This is a genomic window from Streptomyces rubrogriseus (assembly GCF_027947575.1).
GTDB lineage: Bacteria > Actinomycetota > Actinomycetes > Streptomycetales > Streptomycetaceae > Streptomyces > Streptomyces rubrogriseus.
Genome location: NZ_CP116256.1, coordinates 948,420 through 967,969, shown reverse-complemented (window position 1 = coordinate 967,969; position 19,550 = coordinate 948,420). Strand labels below are relative to the sequence as shown.

Below are 19,550 nucleotides of genomic sequence, written 5' to 3'. Positions count from 1 at the left end.
CCCGGACCGTCGGTCCGGGGGCCTTCTCCGCGCGCTCCCGCGCCTGTGATCAGGGGACTTGGGCGGGTACTGCGCGTAGCGGTCCGGTCGCGGAATCACGGGTTCCTTACGCCGCCTTCATCGTGCTACAACAGGTCTACACCACTGAGTGGTGTAGACCACCACCCGATGGAGGAAGCATGAGCACCGCCACCGACACGGCGGCCCCCGCAAAGAAGCGGGGATCCGGTCTTTTCCAGGGGCTGCAGAAGGTAGGACGCAGCCTCCAGCTCCCGATCGCCGTTCTTCCGGCGGCGGGCATCATGGTCCGTCTCGGTCAGCCGGACATCTTCGGCGCGGACGGCCTCGGCTGGGACAAGGTCGCCGCCGTCTTCAACAACGCGGGCGGTGCCCTCACCGGCTCGCTGCCGATCCTGTTCTGCATAGGCGTGGCCATCGGCTTCGCCAAGAAGGCCGACGGCTCGACCGCGCTGGCCGCGGTGGTCGGCTTCCTCGTCTACAGCAAGGTGCTCGAGGCCTTCCCGGTCACCGAGGCGGTGGTCCAGGACGGCGCGGACGTCGCCGCGACCTACAACGACCCGGGGGTGCTCGGCGGCATCATCATGGGTCTGCTCGCCGCCGTGCTGTGGCAGCGGTACCACCGCAAGAAGCTGGTGGACTGGCTCGGCTTCTTCAACGGCCGTCGCCTGGTGCCGATCATCATGGCCTTCGTCGGCATCGTCGTGGGTGTCTTCTTCGGTCTGGTCTGGGAGCCCATCGGCGACGGCATCTCGAACTTCGGCGAGTGGATGACCGGCCTCGGCTCCGGCGGCGCGGCCCTCTTCGGTGGTGTGAACCGCGCGCTGATCCCGGTCGGCATGCACCAGTTCGTGAACACGGTGGCCTGGTTCCAGCTCGGTGACTTCACCAACTCCGCCGGTGACGTCGTGCACGGTGACATCACCCGCTTCCTGGCCGGTGACCCCTCCGCCGGCATCTTCCAGGCGGGCTTCTTCCCGATCATGATGTTCGGTCTGCCGGCCGCCGCCCTGGCCATGGCGCACACCGCCCGCCCGGAGCGCCGCAAGGCCGTCCTCGGCATGATGGTCTCCCTGGCCGCGACCTCGTTCGTGACCGGTGTGACCGAGCCGATCGAGTTCTCGTTCATGTTCATCGCGCCGGTCCTGTACGTGCTGCACGCGGTGCTCACCGCGATCTCGATGGCGATCACGTGGGGCCTGGGTGTGCACGCCGGGTTCAACTTCTCGGCCGGTTTCATCGACTACGCGCTGAACTGGCACCTCGCCACCAAGCCATGGCTGATCATCCCGATCGGTCTGGTGTTCGCGGCGATCTACTACGTGACGTTCCGCTTCGCGATCGTCAAGTTCAACCTGAAGACCCCGGGCCGCGAGCCCGAGGAGGAGGTCGAGGACCTCACCAAGGCGTGAGCCCCGGCCGTACGGCGTGACGAAGGCCCCGGAACCGCGAAGGTTCCGGGGCCTTTCCGTCGTGTCGTGGCCGGGGTGTCGCGGGCTCAGATCTCGTACACCGCGCCCGCGGCGGCGACCGTCACCGTCCCGTCGTACACCTCGCGCGCGTCGGCCAGGTTGACCGCGGGGTCGGTCCACGGGGGGATGTGGGTGAGCACCAGGCGCCGGGCGCCGGCCCGGGCGGCGCTCTGTCCCGCCTCGCGTCCGTTGAGGTGCAGGTCGGGGATGTTCTCCTTGCCGTGCGTGAAGGCGGCCTCGCACAGGAACAGGTCGGTGTCCCGGGCGAGTTCGTCCAGCACGGGGGTGGCGCCCGTGTCGCCGGAGTACGTCAGTGAACGGCCGCCGTGCTCGACGCGGACGGCGTAGGCCTCCACGGGGTGGGCGACGCGCTCGGTGTGCACGGTGAACGGGCCGACCTCGAAGGTGGACGGCTTGACCGTGTGGAAGTCGAACACCTCGCTCATGGAGGAGGCCGTGGGGGTGTCGGCGTAGGCGGTGGTCAGCCGGTGCTCGGTGCCCTCGGGTCCGTAGACCGGGAGCGGGGCGCAGCGGCCGCCGTCGTGCCGGTAGTAGCGCGCCACGAAGTAGGCGCACATGTCGATGCAGTGGTCGGCGTGCAGATGGCTGAGGAAGATCGCGTCGAGGTCGTAGAGACCGCAGTGGCGCTGCAACTCGCCGAGGGCGCCGTTGCCCATGTCGAGGAGCAGCCGGAAGCCGTCGGCCTCGACGAGGTAGCTCGAGCAGGCCGATTCCGCGGACGGGAACGACCCCGAGCAGCCGACGACGGTGAGCTTCATGAAGCAGAAACCTCCGCTGGCGCGTGTGGAGAGACGGGGGTCGTGCGGTCCGTCGAGCGTAAGGCGCAAAACCTGCGGTCGCTCCTCCGCCAGGGGCCGTTGTGGGCGAACTCACCTGTGGGATCACCGGTTCGGCTGGAAGCGGGGGGTGCGGGGCCACGGAAGGGGCGCGCGGCTGCGGCGTGCGCCGGTACCGTCGTCGGTATGGACACGTCCTGGTGGCTCGTCTTCGCGGCGGTGGTGCTGCTCGCGCTCGTGGCGACGCTCGTCGACGGCTGGGGCCGGGGCCGGCGGCCGCCCCGAGGCAGGGGGCGGCGCCCCCCGGAAGGGCGGGACGGGCCCGGCGGACGGGGGCCCGAAAACTGAAGCGCCCCGCGACGCGTACGTCGCGGGGCGGTTCGCCGGGCGGAGCCGTCAGGCCCAGAGCTGGCCGTGGAGGGTCTCGATGGCCGCCTCGGTCGTCTCGGCGGTGTAGACGCCGGTCGACAGGTACTTCCAGCCGCCGTCGGCGACGACGAACACGATGTCCGCGCTCTCCCCCGCCTTGACCGCCTTCTTCCCGACGCCGATCGCGGCGTGCAGGGCGGCGCCGGTGGAGACGCCCGCGAAGATGCCCTCCTGCTGGAGCAGCTCGCGGGTGCGGGTGACCGCGTCGGCGGAGCCCACCGAGAAGCGGGTGGTGAGGACGGAGGCGTCGTACAGCTCGGGGACGAAGCCCTCGTCGAGGTTGCGCAGGCCGTAGACCAGGTCGTCGTAGCGCGGTTCGGCGGCGACGATCTTCACGTCCGGCTTGTGCTCGCGCAGGTAGCGGCCGACGCCCATCAGCGTCCCCGTCGTCCCGAGGCCCGCGACGAAGTGCGTGACCGACGGCAGGTCGGCGAGGATCTCCGGGCCGGTGCCGGCGTAGTGGGCGCCGGCGTTGTCCGGGTTGCCGTACTGGTAGAGCATCACCCAGTCCGGGTGTTCGGCGGAGAGTTCCTTGGCGACGCGTACGGCGGTGTTGGAGCCGCCCGCGGCCGGAGAGGAGATGATCTCCGCGCCCCACATGGTGAGCAGGTCCCGGCGTTCCTGGGAGGTGTTCTCGGGCATGACGCAGACGATGCGGTAGCCCTTGAGCCTGGCGGCCATGGCCAGGGAGATGCCGGTGTTTCCGCTGGTCGGCTCCAGGATGGTGCAGCCCTTGGTGAGGCGGCCGTCCTTCTCGGCCTGCTCGATCATGTGGAGCGCGGGGCGGTCCTTGATCGAGCCGGTCGGGTTGCGGTCCTCCAGCTTGGCCCAGATGCGGACGTCGTCGGACGGCGACAGCCGCGGCAGGCGCACCAGGGGGGTGTTGCCCACCGCGGCCAGCGGGGAGTCGTAGCGCATCGGCGATCAGGCCATGCCGCCGGCGACCGCCGGCAGGATCGTGATGCTGTCGCCGTCGGCGAGCTTGGTGTCGATGCCGTCCAGGAAGCGGACGTCCTCGTCGTTGAGGTAGACGTTGACGAAGCGGCGCAGCTGCTCGCCGTCGACGATGCGGGCCTGGATGCCCGTGTGCCGGGTCTCGAGGTCGGCGAAGAGCTTGGCGAGGGTGTCCCCGGTGCCCTCCACCGCCTTCTGGCCGTCGGTGTACTGGCGGAGGATGGTCGGGATGCGGACCTCGATGGCCATGGCTGAGGGCTCCTGTCGGAAGTTTGTCGTGGGTTCTGAGGGCGCGCGGCGGCACACGTCAGCACGCCGCGGCTCACGGCCGTACGGCGGCGACGAAGATCAACAGATGGCGCTTTTCAGCCTGCACAGGTCGACGTGCAGGCGCGCCACGAGCAGCGTGCCCGGCGCCTTTTCGCTCACGTCGAGAAGAACCATGGGCTCATCGTATCGATTCCCGGTCCGGCTTCCGGAGTGTGATCTCACCTGATGGACTCTTTCCGTCCACGGTGCGAGATCAGTACGCCTCGACGACCTTGACCTCCTCCTCCGTGACCTCTCCCTCCACGATGCGGAACGAGCGGAACTGGAACTCGCCGGCACCGTCGGTGTCCGCGGTGGAGACGAGGACGTAGTGGGCGCCGGGCTCGTTGGCGTAGGTGATGTCGGTGCGGGAGGGGTGGGCCTCGGTGGCGGTGTGGGAGTGGTAGATGACCACCGGTTCCTCGTCCCGGTCGTCCATCTCGCGGTAGAGCTTGAGCAGGTCCTGCGAGTCGAACTCGTAGAACGTGGGCGAGCGGGCGGCGTTGAGCATGGGGATGAACCGCTCGGGGCGGCCCTCGCCGACAGGACCGGCCACCACGCCGCACGCCTCGTCGGGGTGGTCCTCGCGCGCGTGGGCGACGATCTGGTCGTACAGGGCCTGTGTGATGGTCAGCATGCGGCCAGGATAAGCAGACGGGCCCGCTCGTACCGATGGGTGGTACGGGCGGGCCCACATGCCGGACATCCTGAGCGGTGGCCGCGCCGGGTGCCACGAGCACCCCGTGCGGCCGGACGTCCGCGGTGCGCGCGAACGCGCGGGTCAGCTGACCTTCTGGAGCTCCGGCTCGTCCTCGCCGGGCCGCCGCGTGGTGACCTGCGGGTTGCGGCTCCTGAGTACGAACCAGCCGATGCCGAGGGCGGCGGCCCAGCCGGCCATCACGTACAGGCAGACGCGGGCGTCGGCGTCGTAGGCGATGAGGCAGGTGACGAAGAGGAGGAAGGCGATGGCGATGTAGGAGCACACCGAGCCGCCCGGCGCCGGGAAGGAGGAGGCGGGCAGGCGGCCCGCGACGACCTTGCGGCGGTAGCGCACGTGGCTGATCAGGATCATCAGCCAGGTCCAGATGCCGGCGGCGGTGGCGACGGAGGTCACGTAGCCGAAGGCCTTCTCCGGGACCAGGTAGTTCAGGACCACGCCGATGGCCATGAAGACCACCGAGACGGCGATGCCGATGGCCGGGGTCTTCGTCGAGGACAGCTTGTTGAAGATCCTGGGCGCCTCGCCGTTGTCCGCGAGGGTGCGCAGCATCCGGCCCGTGGAGTACATGCCGGAGTTGCAGGAGGACAGGGCGGCGGTGAGCACCACGAAGTTGACGATGCCCGCGCCGGCCGGGATGCCGATGACCGCGAAGGCCTCCACGAAGGGACTGACGCCCTCGGCGAACTCGGTCCACTTGACCACCGCCAGGATGACGGTGAGGGCGCCGACGTAGAAGAGGGCGATGCGCCAGGGCAGCGTGTTGATCGCCTTGGGGAGGGTCTTCTCCGGGTTCTCGGACTCACCGGCGGTGACGCCGACCAGCTCGACGGCGAGGTAGGCGAACATGACGCCCTGGAGGGTCATCAGGGACGAGCCGATGCCCTTGGGGAAGAAGCCGTCGAACTCCCACAGGTTGGAGACGGCGGCGGTGTCGCCGGCCTGGCTGAAGCCGAGGGTGAGCACGCCGACGCCGATCACGATCATGCCGATGATGGCGGTGACCTTGACCATCGAGAACCAGAACTCGATCTCGCCGAACAGCTTCACCGAGATCAGGTTGGCCACGAACAGCAGGACCAGGAAGACCAGGGCCGAGACCCATTGTGGGATGTCCGGGAACCAGTAGTGGATGTAGATGGCGGCGGCGGTGAGTTCCGCCATGCCGGTGACCACCCACATCAGCCAGTACGTCCAGCCGGTGAAGTAACCGAAGAAGGGGCCGAGGAACTCGCGCGAGTACTCGGCGAAGGAGCCGGAGACGGGTCGGTAGAGGAGCAGCTCGCCGAGCGCCCGCATGATGAAGAAGATGATCACACCCGCGAGGGCGTACATGAGGATGATGCTGGGGCCGGCCTTGGCGATGTTGGCCCCGGCGCCCAGGAAGAGACCGACGCCGATGGCGCCGCCGATCGCGATCATCTGGACCTGGCGGCTGTTGAGACCGCGCTCGTAGCCCTCTTCGGGGGCCTTGTCCGTGTCGACCTGCGCAGAGGTCATGTGTGGTGCGCCTTTCTCCATGCCGACCCGGGCCTTGACTCGGCCGCGGATCGGGTCTCGATCCCCCCGGATGATGGAGCTGAGCGGGCCTCACATCCCGCTCGGTGCCTGGCCGGCGGTCTGCCGGCTCGGTGGCGCACCCGGCCGAACATTCGGGTGGTGTTCGCCGGGCGGTCGTGAAGATTTACCACGACGGCGGCGCTGATCACAGGGGTGGACTGTGACGTGTCACACAGGTAGAAGCGGACGAAAGCCGCACCTCCGGGACAAAGGAGGCACGGCTTTGACGGGATCGTTATCCGGATTTGAGGCCCCGCTGAGCGGACACGGAGAGTGACGAAACGGTCTCGTTCAGGGCATAAGGGTCGCGACGAGCGACTCCTGGAGCCCGCCGAGCCACAGGTAGGCCATCACCATCGGCTTGCGCGGGTCCTCGTCCGGGAGCCGGTAGAGCAGGTCGGTGTCGTCCTCGTCGGCGATCTCCAGGCGGGAGCCGATCGCCAGGCGCAGGTCGTTCAGGGCACGCAGCCACTGCTGGGACTCCTGGGGCGACAGTTTCAGCACCGCGCCCTCCTCGCCCGCCGACGCCGAGGAGAGGGCGTCCAGGGTGCGGACCACCGCCAGCGCGTTGTCCCGCTTGCCGGCCCTGAGGTCGTTCTCGGTGTAGCGGCGGAACTCCGCGGAGTGCGCCCGCTGCTCCTCGGCCTCCTGGGCCTGCGGGGCACCCTCGGGGTCGCCGTAGGCGTCCGGGAACAGGCGGCGCAGCACCGGGTCGGAGGGCGGCTCGCTCGGGCCCTCGGCGAACAGCTCGGCGAGCGGGTCGTCGGAGGCGTCCTCGGCGGGCCCGGGGCCGATCAGCTCCAGGAGCTGCACGGCCAGCGAGCGGATGATGGAGATCTCGACGTCGTCGAGGGCGACGGCCGCGCCGCCGCCGGGGAGCGGTTCGAATTGTCCGGGCATGAAGGCGATTCAGCTGCTTCCGTCCTGCGGGCGGGCGTGGGTCGTTTCCGGGCTCATTTCCGGTCCTGCTGGAGGGTGGCCCACAGGCCGTAGCCGTGCATGGCCTGTACGTCCCGTTCCATCTCCTCCCGGCTGCCGCTGGAGACGACCGCCCGGCCCTTGTGGTGGACGTCCATCATGAGCTTGGTGGCCTTGTCCTTGGAGTAGCCGAAGTACGACTGGAAGACGTACGTCACGTAGCTCATGAGGTTGACGGGATCGTTGTGCACGATCGTCACCCAGGGCACGTCGGGCTCGGGTACGGCGAAGACCTCCTCCGCCGACTCGGTCTTCTCGATCTCCATGGGTGCGGCTGCCGTCACACAGCCCATGCTGCCACCACAGGGGGGCACCCGCACAAACGGGCCTGTGGCGGGCGTCACCGGGGCCGGACGGACATCGAAATCGTCAGAGTGACGAAATGGGGGTACGATCCGTCGTATGAACACAGCGGACCTTGGGCTGCCGGTGGACGTCCCCTCTACGGCGCTCTTCACGGACCAGTACGAGCTGACCATGCTGCGGGCAGCCCTGAAGGCCGGTACGGCCGGGCGGCGCAGCGTGTTCGAGGTCTTCACCCGGCGGCTGCCGGACGGCCGCCGCTACGGCGTGGTGGCGGGCACCGGGCGGGTGCTGGACGCGGTGGAGAACTTCCGCTTCGACGCCGACGTGCTGCGCTTCCTGCGCGAGCAGGACATCGTCGACGAAGAGACCCTGGACTGGCTCGCCCGGTACCGGTTCAGCGGCGACATCTGGGGCTACCCCGAGGGCGAGGTGTACTTCCCGGGCTCGCCGATCATGCGGGTGGAGGGCACCTTCGGCGAGTGCGTGCTGCTGGAGACGGTGATCCTCTCCATCCTCAACCACGACTCGGCGATCGCGGCCGCCGCCTCCCGCATGTCCTCCGCCGCCGGACCGCGCCCGCTGATCGAGATGGGCGCCCGCCGCACCCACGAGCTGGCCGCCGTGGCCGCCGCCCGCTCGGCCTACGTCGGCGGCTTCGCCACCACCTCCGACCTGGCTGCCGGCTTCCGCTACAACATCCCCACCGTCGGCACCTCCGCGCACGCCTTCACCCTGCTGCACGACAACGAGCGGGACGCCTTCCGCGCCCAGGTGGATTCGCTGGGCCGGGACACCACTCTCCTGGTGGACACCTACGACGTCGCCGAGGCGGTCCGGACGGCCGTGGAGGTGGCCGGGCCCGAGCTGGGCGCGGTGCGCATCGACTCCGGCGACCTGCTGCTGGTCGCCCACCGGGTGCGCCAGCAGCTCGACGAGCTGGGCGCGACGGAGACGAAGATCGTGGTGACCTCGGACCTGGACGAGTACGCCATCGCCTCGCTGGCGGCGGCGCCCGTGGACGCCTACGGCGTCGGCACCCAGCTGGTCACCGGCTCCGGGCACCCGACGGCCTCGATGGTCTACAAGCTGGTCGCCCGCGCCGAGTCCGGCGCGGAGGGGGCGCCGCTGGTGCCGGTGGCCAAGAAGTCCAGCGGCGGCAAGACCTCGGTCGGCGGCCGCAAGTGGGCCGCCCGGCGCCTGGACGCGGACGGGCACGCCGAGGCCGAGGTGGTCGGCACCGGGCCGGTGCCCGACGCGCTGGCCGACCGGCAGCTCCTGGTCGAGCTGGTCAAGGGCGGCGAGGTCGTCGCCCGCGAGCCGCTGGACGCCGCCCGGGACCGGCACGCGGCCGCCCGCGCCAACCTCCCGCTGTCAGCCACCCAGCTCTCCCGAGGGGAACCCGTCATTCCGACGGAGTACGCGCACGGGGGGTCGGGTAGCTAAAGCTGGTGCGGTCCCACAAGGGCCGAATCAGCCCCGCGTCCCCCGTCCCGTCCGTCCCCCGTCCCGTCCGTCCCCCGTCCCGTCCGTCCCCCATCCCACAGTCCACCCAGTCGAAGGACACCGACCATGCGCCGCGCCTTGATCGTCGTAGACGTGCAGAACGACTTCTGCGAGGGAGGCAGCCTCGCGGTGTCCGGCGGTGCCGACGTGGCGGCCGCCATCACCGAGCTGATCGGGCAGGCGCCCGCCGGCTACCGCCACGTCGTGGCCACCCGCGACCACCACGTGGCGCCGGGCGGCCACTTCGCCGACAACCCGGACTACGTCCACTCCTGGCCGGCGCACTGCGTGGCCGGCACCGAGGGGGTCGGCTTCCACCCGAACTTCGCCCCCGCCGTCGCCTCCGGCGCGATAGACGCCGTCTTCGACAAGGGCGCGTACGCGGCCGCCTACAGCGGCTTCGAGGGCGCCGACGAGAACGGCACGGGCCTCGCCGAGTGGCTGCGCTCCCGCGAGATCGACGAGGTCGACGTCGTGGGCATCGCCACCGACCACTGCGTACGGGCCACCGCCCTGGACGCCGCCCGCGAGGGCTTCCGCACGCAGGTGCTGCTCGACCTGACCGCCGGGGTGGCCGCGGAGACCACCGAGCGGGCGCTGGAGGAGCTGCGGGAGGCGGGCGTGGAGCTGTCCGGCAAGCCGGTCGTGCAGTAGCCGGCTCCGCCTACGTCTGCGCGGTCGGGCGTCTGAGCAGGGCGCGGATCGGGTGCCACAGCTCCTGGACCAGGTCCGGGCCGCCCACGGCGCCCGCCACCGGTGCCGTGCGCCATATCAGGCCGTCCGGGTGGTGCAGGACCGCGGTGATCTCGTCCGGGGTGGGCGGAGCCGCGTTGCCCCGCAGGTAGACGCTGCGCAGCCCCAGGTTGCGCAGCCTGGTCAGGGCGCGCGCCCGGTTCTGGGCGTGGACGAGAAAACGCACGCTGCCGGCGCTCGCCGGGGCGGGGCTGGGCAGGTTCAGTGCCACCACCACCGTGCCGTTCGGCAGCTTGCAGAAACCTCCTGCGGCCATGCGGTCATACCCCCGAGTCAGCCTGTGCCGGTCCGGATGCCGGACCCGGTGTCAATAAGAGAACCACAGGACGCACCTAAACACGGATCGGCGGCGACCCGCCAGGGGGTCACCGCCGATCATGCTCTGACCTGGGCAGATGCTATTTACCTGCCCGCGGGGCCAACCTCGAGCTCGATCGTCGAGCCGTTCTTGGCCTCCTTCAGGATCTTGATCTTCGTGTTGGTGTCAGTGATCTTGACACCGCCGGTCGGGTTCGCCGGGTCGTAGTAGTCGTTCTTGCGGTCGTTGAAGACCGAGACGCCCTTGGAGCCCGGAATGTACTTCGCGACGTCCGCCTTGTGCAGCGTCATGCCGTCCGTGCGGTAGAGGCTGAACGGCGAGTCGTACGCCTGCATGCGGTTGCGCATGACCGTGCCGTCCTTCCACTTCAGCGCGGTCGGGTGCGAGTCGATCGGCAGGACCAGGCCCTTGCCCGGGTGCTGGCTGGTGTTGTTGTCCGCCTGGGAGGTGTCCCACTTCCAGATCAGCAGGCCGTTCTGGTACGCGTAGTGCTCGACCCAGTTCGGGCGCTCCGAGAAGCCGAAGTTGTACGGGCCGGTCTTCAGCGTCTTGTCGTACGACACGTACTGCCGGTTCTCGGCGATGTAGTACTGCGCGTACTCCTTGGTGAAGGAGGCGCCCTTGCGGGTGAAGCCGACCGCAGTCCAGGCGTCGTCCGCGGTCTCCGCGTTGTCGGAGAAGAGCGTCTCGCCGTCGGCCGTCACCGCGATCTCGTCGGCGGTGAAGCCCTTCATGGCCAGGCCGCCGTCGGTCTGGTAGCGGAAGCGCAGGTCGATCTTCTTGCCGGCGTAGGCGTCCAGCGGGTAGACCAGCTTGCCGTAGGCGTCCACGGTGGCGCTCAGGGCGGGCTTGTCACTGCCGTCGCGCTGGATCGGCAGCCCGTCGAAGGTGCCGTCGATCGCGGTCCAGTTGGCGCCGCCGTCGGTGGACACCTCGGTGTAGAGGAAGTCGTAGTCGGCCTCGATGTCGTACCAGCCGTCCAGGGTGAGGGAGGCGGCCGACTTGCCGGTGAGGTCGACGCTGCGGCTCAGGGTGTTCTTGAGGTCGTTGCCGCTGCCGCTCCACCACTGGGTCTCGCCCTCGGCGGGGGTCACGATCTCGGTGGTGACCTCCTCCTTCGGCAGCTCGACGACCAGGCCCTGCTTGTGCTTGGTGTTGTACTCGGCCAGGCCCAGCTTGTGCCAGGAGTTGACGCCCGCCTTGGCGGTGTCGTAGTTCAGCCAGCCCAGCTGGAGCTTGTCCCAGGCGTTCATGTCGCCGGGCAGGTCGCCGATCTCGTTGCGGCCGGTGCCCAGCCACGAGCCGGACGACATCAGCGTCCAGAAGCCGGTGGAGTTGTCGCCGCCGGCCGTGTCGTAGTGGTCCGGCAGGCCGAGGTCGTGGCCGTACTCGTGCGCGTAGACGCCGAGTCCGCCGTTCTCCGGCTGGATCGTGTAGTCGCCGACCCAGATGCCGGTGTCGCCGATCTGGGTGCCGCCGAGCTTGTTGTCGGCGGGGCCGGTGGCGCCGGCGTCGGTGCCGAAGGCGTACCAGCGGTGGGCCCAGATGGCGTCCTCGCCCTGCGCGCCGCCGCCCGCGGACTCGTCCTCGCCGGCGTGCACGATCTGGAAGTGGTCGATGTAGCCGTCGGGCTCGTTGAAGTCGCCGTCGCCGTCGAAGTCGTAGCGGTCCCACTGGTCGTACTGGGCCAGCTGGGACTTGATCTGGGCGTCGGTGCGGCCGGCCGCCTTCTGGTCCGCGACCCAGGCGGTGACGCCGTCCTGCACCGCGTACCAGGCGCAGTTGTCGGGGTCGCACTTGTTGGAGCCGTAGCGGGCCTCGTTGTAGGGGACCTTGACCCAGTCGGAGACCTCGCCGTCGACCGAGTAGCGGCCGGAGGACTGCTTCTCGTAGTAGGTCTTGACCGAGTTGACGCCCTTGCCGGAACCGAAGTACAGGTCCTGGAAGTGCTCCTGGTCGTAGTCCTCCTGCCAGGCCGTGGAGTTGTCCGTCTTGCGGTTCGGCTTGGCTATCTCGTTGTGCAGCGGGCCGGCGTCGCCGCCGTAGCGGCTGTCGACCTTGTCGCCGAACTCGACCAGGATGGTGAAGATCTTGTCGGTCTTCTCCCGGCCCAGCTCGACGTACTTGGCGTCGCCCTTCTTGCTCTTCAGCTGGACGACGTTGGAGCCGTCCTTCTTCTTCACCGACGCGTTGCCGGATATGACCTGCTTGAGCGCTTCCTCACGCTGGGCGGCCTGAGTGTCGCTCAGGGGGCCCTTGAGGTCGTGGGAGCGCGTGGTCTTGTCCGGGCTGGGGTCGTGGCGGTCCACGGCCTCCGGCCGGGACGGCGAGTCCGCCTGCGCCACACCGGCCGCCGAGAACGTGGCGGCCGCCGCGGCGAATGCGACGGTGGTCGCCGCCGTTCTGAACGTCCAGGATCTTCTGGTCACTTGAGTTCCTCCCCCGCGTCCACGCGCGCGGATGGGGGACCAAGGACAGTGCATAGTCCGCGCACACGTGCTCAACGCGTGTAGTCAAGTGACGACATTTGACTAGAGGTTCCCCGGAAAAGACAGACCTTGACTTGAGCAGAACAAGTGCACTATGCGGAGCCGCCGTTCGCTTTGCGGACACCGGATCGTGACCTTCGCCGGGTACGGCGGGCTCCGGGCGGCCCCGACGGGCGCGCGGGACCGTCCACTTCCCGGACGTCATGAATCCGTGCGCCCCCCGTGCATCGGCCGTGCCGGTTAGGTCGGGCTTAGTACCGGTTCCGCTCGGGCACACAGCGGGTTAGAGTCGCTTGGCGGAACGCCCGGAGACCGGCGGAAAGCCAGGCCGACAACCTGTCTCACCCCCATGATTTCCTTCCGAGGACACGATGGCCATGCCCCGTCCGACTGCCGCACAGTTCGCCTACGGTACGTGCACCGTGATCTTCTCGACACTCGCCATGCTGCTGCTGTCGCGGACGAGTTCGGGTCCCGGAGTCGCCCTCATCGCCGTCGCGGCCCTCGCCCTCGGGCTGCTGGTCGCCATGACGGTCCCCCAGCCCAGGACGCGCGCGGTGACCGCCGTGCCGCCCCACCGCCTCGGCGCGGACCGGGAACCGGCGCGGGTGCCCGCGGCGGCCCGGGTCTCCGCGGGTGCGGGCGAGGCGACGCGCGGGCGGGCCGCCTGAGCGTCCGGGTCCGTCAACGCGTGCTGACCACGACCGTCTTGGCCGCCTTGTCGTGCAGGCCCTGCTTGTAGGGCTTGTCGAAGAAGCTCCAGCCACCCGCGATGATCGTCCACACGCAGGCGCAGCAGAACGCGAACGGGATCCACAGCACCAGGGCGCGGATCAGCGACGTCTGCACCGAGGGCGTCGCGCCGTTGTCCAGGTTGGCCACCCGCATCCCGAGCCACTTCTTGCCGAGGGTCTGGCCCGTCCGCGTGGTCATGTAGGTGTCGTACGCGATGTAGAGCACGGCGGCGATCACGGACTGCCCGAAGGACTTGCCGACGGAGACGTCGTCGCCGTCCACCGTGTACTCCTGCACGTTGAAGGCCCAGCTGAGCAACCAGACCACGATGCCCACGAGGATCATGTCGATGATCCGCGCGAGGGTGCGGCGTCCGCTGTCGGCGAGCGGGGGCATCCCGGCCAACGGATCACCGGGGTAGCCGCCACCGCCGTACGGGTCACCGCCGTAGGGTCCCCCTCCGCCGGGCGGAGGCCCACCGTAGGGACCTCCGCCGCCGGGGGGCGGGGGGCCGCCGTAAGGGCCGCCTCCGCCGGGGGGCGGGGGCGGGTTGTCGTAGGGGTTCTTCCTCAGCGGGTCGTCGTCCGGCGGCTGCTGCCCGCCGGAGCCGGGGGGCGGTTCGCTGCTCATGTCCCGAGTGGACCTCGGGGTCTATCGCGGCGCATCCGGCGGGGGTCCGTCCAGGGGACGGAGTACGGTCCGACGCCATCGGGGGGCGGCTGATGGGTCGTCGGCGGCTGCGGGCGCGTCGGGGCTGGTCGCGCGGTTCCCCGCGCCCCTTTCAGGGGCGTTCAGCGCACGTCCCTCAAGGGGCGCGGGGACTGCGCGAGCAACCACAACGCACCCGCGGCCGAAGACGAGACCTCAGCTCACCCCGACCCCACGAGCTAGCCCGCGACAAACGTGTTGGCGGCCTTGTCGTGCCAGCACTGGTGCCAGGGGCGGTCGAACAGGCACCACACGACGCCGACCACGCCGACGGCGAGGAGGCCGGGGACGCTGTAGACCAGCCAGCGGCGCAGGGCCGCGCCGAAGGCCGGCGGCTCGTGGGCCTCGATGTCCCGGACCTCGAGCCCGAGCAGCTTCTTGCCCAGGGTGCGGCCCCACTTGGCGGTCGGCAGCGCCTCGTAGACGACGCCGAAGAGCAGCAGGACCGCGAGCACGATGCCCAGGTACGTGGACGTGGTGCCGTCCAGCAGCCAGACGGTGACGGTCTCGCCGGAGAGCTTCGCCTCGTCGATCTTCTCGTTGACGTGGTCGACCGCCTTGACGCCGAGGGGTACGGCGGCGACGGCGGTGACGCCCCCGAGGACCACCGTGTCGATCAGCCGGGCGGCCAGCCGCTTGCCGAGCCCGGCGGGCCGGGCCGCGGCCTGGCGGCGGGCGGCGGCCTGGAACACGTCCTCGACCGGCGGCTTCCACGGTGCGACGGGCTGTTCGTCCCCGCCCGCCCCGGCCAGCCGGTGCACCTGCTGCGCCCAGGAGGTCTGGCCGCCGCCGGGGCCGCCCGCCGCGACCGGCGCGGAGGCGGCGGGCTGCGGCGGGGGCGCCTGGTGGGGCACCGCGGGGGCGGCGGGCGTCGGGGGCGCCTGCGCGGCGGCGGCCCGGGCGGCGGCGGCCTTGCCGGCACCGAAGCCGGGTCCGGAACCGGAGTCGGCACCGGGGACGGCGCCGGGCACAGGACCAGAACCCGCGCCGGGGACGGCGCCGGGCACAGGACCAGAACCCGCGCCGGGGACGGCGCCGGGCACAGGACCGGAACCCGCGCCGGGAAGCGGACCGGGAGCGGACGAAGCGGGACCGGAAGCAGCGGGGCCGCCGGGGCGCGGGCCCGTGCGCGGGGTGACCGCGCGGAAGGTCATGGTGCCCTCGTCCTGCGCGGCGGCGGGCGCCGGGGCGTCCTGCCGTCCCGCCGTGGGCCGGCGGAAGACGAAGGTGTTGCCGGCCTCGGCCTCCGCCCCGCCCGGCGCGGCGCCCGCCGGGGCGTCCGGACGCGCCGTGCCGGAGGCGGCCGCGGCGCCCTGCGCGGGTCGGTCACCGCCCGCCGAACCCCTGAGCCCGCCGCCGTGCCCGCCGCGCCGGAGCCCGCGGCCCCGCGCGCGGGTCGCCCGCGGCACCGTCGGCGGGCGGTGCCGCCTGCCGGGCGTGCGGAACCCGCGGGTCCGCGCCCTGTGCCGGGCCCGGCCAGGCGCCGCGCCGCTCCGGGGCGTCGGCGGGACCGGACGGGGCGGAGCGGTCGGCGGTCCAGGCCGCGGCGGACTCCGGACGGCTGCCGTGCTGGGACGCGGCGGCGGGCGGCGGGTCCTCGACCGGGTCCTCGTCGAAGAAGTGCGGGCCGGTCTCCTCGACGGAGGGCCGCGCGCCGGGCGGGGGCGCGAGCGGCTCCCCGTCCTTGGGGGCGGGGCGGCTGGTGCCCGCCACCCAGGAGGCGCCGTTCCAGTACCGGACGTATCCGGGAATGGAGGGGTCCGGGTAATACCCCTCGCGGGGCCTGTCGTCGCCGGGGGCCGGGGTTGGGGCGCTCATGTCCGTCGTCCCGTATCTGCTCGGGGGTTGATAGGGGGGCCTCAACATCTATCAGACGGGCGCAATCCGCACCGCCGGTCCCGCCGTACCCGCCCCTTTCCGGGCAACCTCGTGCCGGGACCTTCACATCCGGGCCGAGCCCCGGTCCGGGGTGCGGAAAAAAGTTCCCCGAACCCGCGTAATGCTCCGGGCCCGGGCCGCTCTCTCCACGCAAGGACGTACGAGACTCGGGAGAGGAACCCGCCATGCACACCAACCCCACCGGCCCCACCGTCGTGGAGCGCGAACTGGAGCTGAGGCTCATCCTGTCGCCCGACAGCGGCATCCCGGTGCCGGCCAGGCTCGGCTACCACACGGACGATCCCTACGCCGTGCACATCACCTTCCACATCGACTCCGGCCACCCGGTGCACTGGACGTTCGCCCGCGACCTCCTGGTGGAGGGCGTCTTCCGGCCGTCCGGGCACGGGGACGTGCGGGTGTGGCCGTCGAAGACGGAGGGCCGCAGCGTCGTGCTGGTCGCGCTGAGCAGCCCGGACGGCGACGCCCTCCTGGAGGCGCCCACGCCCCAGGTGTCGGCCTGGCTGGAGCGGACCCTGCGGGCGGTGCCGCCGGGCACCGAGGGCGCGCAGCTCGGGATCGACGACGGGCTGGCCGAGCTGCTCGCCAGGTGAGGAGCGGCAGCGGTCAGAAGAGCTTGCCCGGGTTGAGGATGCCCAGCGGGTCGAAGACCTCCTTGACGGCCCGCTGCATCTCCAGGCCCACCGGGCCGATCTCCCGCGCCAGCCACTCCTTCTTCAGGACGCCCACACCGTGCTCGCCGGTGATGGTGCCGCCGAGTTCCAGGCCGAGCGCCATGATCTCGTCGAAGGACTCGCGGGCCCGCCGGGACTCGTCGGGGTCCTGGGCGTCGAAGCAGACGGTGGGGTGGGTGTTGCCGTCGCCCGCGTGGGCGCAGACCCCGATGGTGAGCCCGTACTTCGCGGCGACCCGGTCGATGCCCTCCAGCATGTCGCCGAGCCGGGAGCGGGGCACGCACACGTCGTCGATCATCGTGGTGCCCTTGACGGCTTCGAGGGCGGTGAGGGCCAGGCGCCTGGCCTGGAGGAGGAGTTCGGACTCGGCGGCGTCCTCGGCCGGGACCACCTGGGTGGCGCCCGCGGCCTCGCACAGGGCGCCCACGGCGGCGAGGTCGGCGGCCGGGTCGGTGGTGTCGAAGGCGGCGAGCAGGAGCGCCTCGGTGCTCTCCGGCAGGCCCATGTGGGCGAGGTCGTTGACCGCCTTGACGGTCGTACGGTCCATCAGTTCGAGGAGGGAGGGGACGTGGCCCCCTTCCATGATCCGGCAGATCGCGTCGCAGGCGGCGGACGCGGAGCCGAACTCGGCGGCCAGCACCAGCTGCTCGGGCGGCTTGGGGCGCAGCCCGAGGACCGCCTTCACCACGATGCCGAGTGAGCCCTCGGAGCCCACGAAGAGCCGGGTGAGGTCGTACCCGGCGACGCCCTTGGCGGTGCGGCGGCCGGTGGACATCAGACGGCCGTCGGCGAGGACGACGTCGAGGCCGAGGACGTACTCGGCGGTCACCCCGTACTTGACGCAGCACAGGCCGCCGGAGGCGGTGCCGATGTTGCCGCCGATGGTGCACATCTCCCAGCTGGAGGGGTCCGGCGGGTAGTAGAGGCCGTGTTCGTTCACCGCGCGGGAGAGCGTGGCGTTGACGACGCCCGGTTCGACGACGGCGACCCGGTCAACCGGGTTGATCTCCAGGATGCGGTCCATCTTCGTCAGGGAGAGGACCACGCAGCCGTCGGTGGCGTTGGCCGCGCCGGACAGGCCGGTGCGGGCGCCCTGCGGGACCACCGGGACGCGCAGTTCGGTGGCGGTGCGCATGACGTGCTGGACGTCCTCCACGGTGCGCGGCAGGACGACCGCGGCGGGGGCGCCGGCCGGGCAGAAGCTCGCCATGTCGTTGGCGTAGGAGGCCGTGACGTCGGGATCGGTGAGGACGGACCCGGCGGGCAGACCGGCCAGCAGCCGGTCGACGAGGGTGCTCCGGTCGCCGAGGGGGCTGCCGGGGGTGCCGCCGGGGGTGCTGTCGACCGCCGCGGCTGCGTCGTCTTCGTCGCGAGGCGCTTCGATACGGCTCATGATCACAGGCTCGCATCCACGGCCATCGGTGTGAACCCCGCGGGCGGCAGCCGTCACCTGCCCGGTGTGATCGTCGTATGGGCGCACAGTGAGCGCCATGGAGGTCATGGAGAGGCTCACCCGGCGGGAACAGGGCGAGGCACCGGCACCCGGGCGGCGGTCGCGCCGCGGGCGCCGGGTGCTGATCGCCTCGGTCGCCGGGGCCGCCGTGCTCGGCGGGGTGCTGGTGCTGCTTCCCTGGGGGGCCGGTGACGCTCCTCCGCCCGCGCCGGGGCCCGCGGCGCTGGCGCGCGGGGCGGTCACCACGGGCGTGCCCGCCGCGCTGCCGGACCTGGCGGCGCTGATCGGCGACCGGGAGACCCATCTGCGGGCGCATCCGCTGGACGGGGCGTCGTGGGCGGTGCTCGGCGCCGCGTACGTGGAGCAGGGCCGCCGGACGGCCGACGGCGCGAACTGGCCGAAGGCCGAGAAGGCGCTGCGCACCTCGCTGCGGACCGGGCCGAAGCGCAACCCGCAGGCCCTGGAGGGGCTCGCGGCGCTGGCGGTGGCGCGGCGGGACTTCCCGGCGGCGAAGAAGTGGGGCGAGAGCGCGGTGCAGGCGGCGCCGAAGCGGTGGACGGCGCACGCGGTGCTGATCGGCGCGTACACCGGGCTCGGCGACGACAAGGGCGTGGGCCGGGCCCTGGACAAGGTGATGGAGCTGCGACCGGGTACCGCGGCGGTGGGCGCGCTGGCGGCGGCCGTCTACCGGGACCGGGGCTGGCGGGAGGACGCGGCGGCCCGGATCTCGGACGCGGCGGCGGCCGCCGGGGCACCGGCGGAGCGGGCGGCGTACCTGGAGCAGGCCGGGCGGCTGGCGTTCGAGCGCGGGGAGCGGGAGGAGGCGCTGCGGTTCTTCCAGGAGGCGCTGCGCACCGACCCCGACCAACGGGCCGCGCAGGCCGGGCAGGGCCGGGCCCTGGCGGCGCTGGGCCGGACGACGGAGGCGCTGTCGGCGTACCAGGCGGCGCTGGCCAAGCGGCCCAGCCCGGAGTACGCGCTGGAGCTGGGCGAGCTGTACGAGTCGCTGGGCCTCGGCCAGGCGGCGCGGGTGGAGTACGACCTGCTGCGGGAGCGGGCGCGGGGCGCGGAGGCGGCCGGGGCCGACGAGCAGCTGGTGCTGGGGCTGCTCGACGCGGACCACGGCGATCCGGCGGCGGCGGTGGAGCGGCTGCGGGTGGAGTGGGGGCGGCAGCCGGGGACGGCGGTCGCCGACGCGCTGGGCTGGGCGCTGCACCGCGCCGGTGCGGACGAGGAGGCGCTGGAGTTCGCGACGATCGCGACCGACGGCGACAAGGGCGGCGGGGTGCGCAGCGCGCTGTACGTCTTCCACCGGGGGGTGATCGAGAAGGAGCTGGGGCGGTACGGGCCCGCCCGGCGGCACCTCGGCGAGGCGCTGACGATCAACCCGTACTTCTCGCCGCTGCGGGTGCCGGAGGCGAAGCGGGCGCTGGCGGAGCTGGGCGAGCCCCCGGTGGAGGGCCCGCCCGACTGACG

Annotated in this window: 19 protein-coding genes and 1 pseudogene; 7 read left to right on the top strand and 13 right to left on the bottom strand. The window is 71.5% G+C overall.

Annotation, left to right across the window (positions count from 1 at the left end; all coding sequences use genetic code 11):
* The first annotated feature begins 179 nt into the window (after positions 1–179).
* Positions 180–1,430 (top strand): PTS transporter subunit EIIC, encoded by a 1,251-nt coding sequence (locus Sru02f_RS04170; protein WP_109032684.1) that lies wholly within the window; start codon positions 180–182, stop codon positions 1,428–1,430.
* An 86-nt stretch (positions 1,431–1,516) separates the two neighbouring features.
* Here the strand turns inward: Sru02f_RS04170 and Sru02f_RS04165 are convergent, their stop codons facing one another.
* Complete coding sequence (locus Sru02f_RS04165; RefSeq protein ID WP_109032683.1) at positions 1,517–2,269, bottom strand: MBL fold metallo-hydrolase; 753 nt, start codon at positions 2,267–2,269, stop codon at positions 1,517–1,519.
* Between the two features lie 204 nt (positions 2,270–2,473).
* Here Sru02f_RS04165 and Sru02f_RS04160 point away from each other — a divergent pair, with 204 nt between their 5' ends.
* Positions 2,474–2,635, top strand: coding sequence for a hypothetical protein (locus tag Sru02f_RS04160; RefSeq protein WP_109032682.1), 162 nt, complete (start codon positions 2,474–2,476; stop codon positions 2,633–2,635).
* Positions 2,636–2,683: 48 nt separating this feature from the next.
* Here the strand turns inward: Sru02f_RS04160 and Sru02f_RS04155 are convergent, their stop codons facing one another.
* From Sru02f_RS04155 to clpS, 7 genes are all read right to left on the bottom strand, one after another.
* Positions 2,684–3,634, bottom strand: a complete 951-nt coding sequence (locus Sru02f_RS04155; RefSeq protein ID WP_102930555.1) for a PLP-dependent cysteine synthase family protein — start codon at positions 3,632–3,634, stop codon at positions 2,684–2,686.
* Between the two features lie 6 nt (positions 3,635–3,640).
* The gene (locus Sru02f_RS04150; RefSeq protein ID WP_109032681.1) at positions 3,641–3,919 is read right to left on the bottom strand and encodes a MoaD/ThiS family protein; all 279 of its coding nucleotides are present in this window, start codon (positions 3,917–3,919) and stop codon (positions 3,641–3,643) included.
* Between the two features lie 99 nt (positions 3,920–4,018).
* Entirely contained in the window at positions 4,019–4,114 is a 96-nt protein-coding gene (locus tag Sru02f_RS04145) for a putative leader peptide (RefSeq protein ID WP_309546867.1), read from the bottom strand.
* A gap of 79 nt (positions 4,115–4,193) precedes the next feature.
* Entirely contained in the window at positions 4,194–4,616 is a 423-nt protein-coding gene (locus Sru02f_RS04140) for a M67 family metallopeptidase (RefSeq protein ID WP_109032680.1), read from the bottom strand.
* Positions 4,617–4,760: 144 nt separating this feature from the next.
* The gene (locus tag Sru02f_RS04135; protein WP_109032679.1) at positions 4,761–6,197 is read right to left on the bottom strand and encodes an amino acid permease; all 1,437 of its coding nucleotides are present in this window, start codon (positions 6,195–6,197) and stop codon (positions 4,761–4,763) included.
* A 351-nt stretch (positions 6,198–6,548) separates the two neighbouring features.
* Positions 6,549–7,157 carry a DUF2017 domain-containing protein gene (locus Sru02f_RS04130; RefSeq protein WP_007388576.1) on the bottom strand — a complete coding sequence of 203 codons (609 nt, stop codon included), beginning with the start codon at positions 7,155–7,157 and terminating at the stop codon, positions 6,549–6,551.
* 53 nt (positions 7,158–7,210) lie between these two features.
* Positions 7,211–7,528: an ATP-dependent Clp protease adapter ClpS gene (gene clpS / locus Sru02f_RS04125; RefSeq protein ID WP_003975895.1), complete on the bottom strand. Its 318-nt coding sequence runs from the start codon at positions 7,526–7,528 to the stop codon at positions 7,211–7,213.
* Between the two features lie 109 nt (positions 7,529–7,637).
* Here clpS and Sru02f_RS04120 point away from each other — a divergent pair, with 109 nt between their 5' ends.
* Both Sru02f_RS04120 and Sru02f_RS04115 read left to right on the top strand, forming a co-directional pair.
* Positions 7,638–8,984 carry a nicotinate phosphoribosyltransferase gene (locus Sru02f_RS04120; RefSeq protein ID WP_109032678.1) on the top strand — a complete coding sequence of 449 codons (1,347 nt, stop codon included), beginning with the start codon at positions 7,638–7,640 and terminating at the stop codon, positions 8,982–8,984.
* Between the two features lie 126 nt (positions 8,985–9,110).
* Entirely contained in the window at positions 9,111–9,698 is a 588-nt protein-coding gene (locus Sru02f_RS04115; RefSeq protein WP_003975893.1) for a nicotinamidase, read from the top strand.
* Positions 9,699–9,708: 10 nt separating this feature from the next.
* Here Sru02f_RS04115 and Sru02f_RS04110 read toward each other — a convergent pair whose 3' ends face one another.
* Together Sru02f_RS04110 and Sru02f_RS04105 are read right to left on the bottom strand one after the other, a co-directional pair.
* Entirely contained in the window at positions 9,709–10,053 is a 345-nt protein-coding gene (locus Sru02f_RS04110) for a hypothetical protein (RefSeq protein ID WP_003975892.1), read from the bottom strand.
* A 146-nt stretch (positions 10,054–10,199) separates the two neighbouring features.
* Positions 10,200–12,545 (bottom strand): immune inhibitor A domain-containing protein, encoded by a 2,346-nt coding sequence (locus Sru02f_RS04105; RefSeq protein ID WP_109032677.1) that lies wholly within the window; start codon positions 12,543–12,545, stop codon positions 10,200–10,202.
* A 437-nt stretch (positions 12,546–12,982) separates the two neighbouring features.
* On the opposite strand from Sru02f_RS04105, the gene Sru02f_RS04100 reads away from it, so the two are divergent.
* Positions 12,983–13,276: a hypothetical protein gene (locus Sru02f_RS04100; RefSeq protein ID WP_239106797.1), complete on the top strand. Its 294-nt coding sequence runs from the start codon at positions 12,983–12,985 to the stop codon at positions 13,274–13,276.
* Between the two features lie 13 nt (positions 13,277–13,289).
* On the opposite strand, the gene Sru02f_RS04095 is transcribed toward Sru02f_RS04100, so the two are convergent.
* Entirely contained in the window at positions 13,290–13,970 is a 681-nt protein-coding gene (locus tag Sru02f_RS04095; protein ID WP_164279138.1) for an RDD family protein, read from the bottom strand.
* 257 nt (positions 13,971–14,227) lie between these two features.
* Positions 14,228–15,817: pseudogene (locus Sru02f_RS04090) on the bottom strand (RDD family protein); the annotation flags it as partial.
* 294 nt (positions 15,818–16,111) lie between these two features.
* Between Sru02f_RS04090 and Sru02f_RS04085 the strand changes: the two are divergent.
* Positions 16,112–16,540 (top strand): SsgA family sporulation/cell division regulator, encoded by a 429-nt coding sequence (locus Sru02f_RS04085; protein WP_109032674.1) that lies wholly within the window; start codon positions 16,112–16,114, stop codon positions 16,538–16,540.
* A 13-nt stretch (positions 16,541–16,553) separates the two neighbouring features.
* Here the strand turns inward: Sru02f_RS04085 and Sru02f_RS04080 are convergent, their stop codons facing one another.
* On the bottom strand, positions 16,554–18,020 hold the full coding sequence (locus Sru02f_RS04080; RefSeq protein WP_109032673.1) for an FAD-binding oxidoreductase: 1,467 nt from the start codon (positions 18,018–18,020) through the stop codon (positions 16,554–16,556).
* A gap of 91 nt (positions 18,021–18,111) precedes the next feature.
* Between Sru02f_RS04080 and Sru02f_RS04075 the strand changes: the two genes are divergently transcribed.
* Complete coding sequence (locus tag Sru02f_RS04075; RefSeq protein WP_174855120.1) at positions 18,112–19,548, top strand: tetratricopeptide repeat protein; 1,437 nt, start codon at positions 18,112–18,114, stop codon at positions 19,546–19,548.
* Positions 19,549–19,550: the final 2 nt, after the last annotated feature.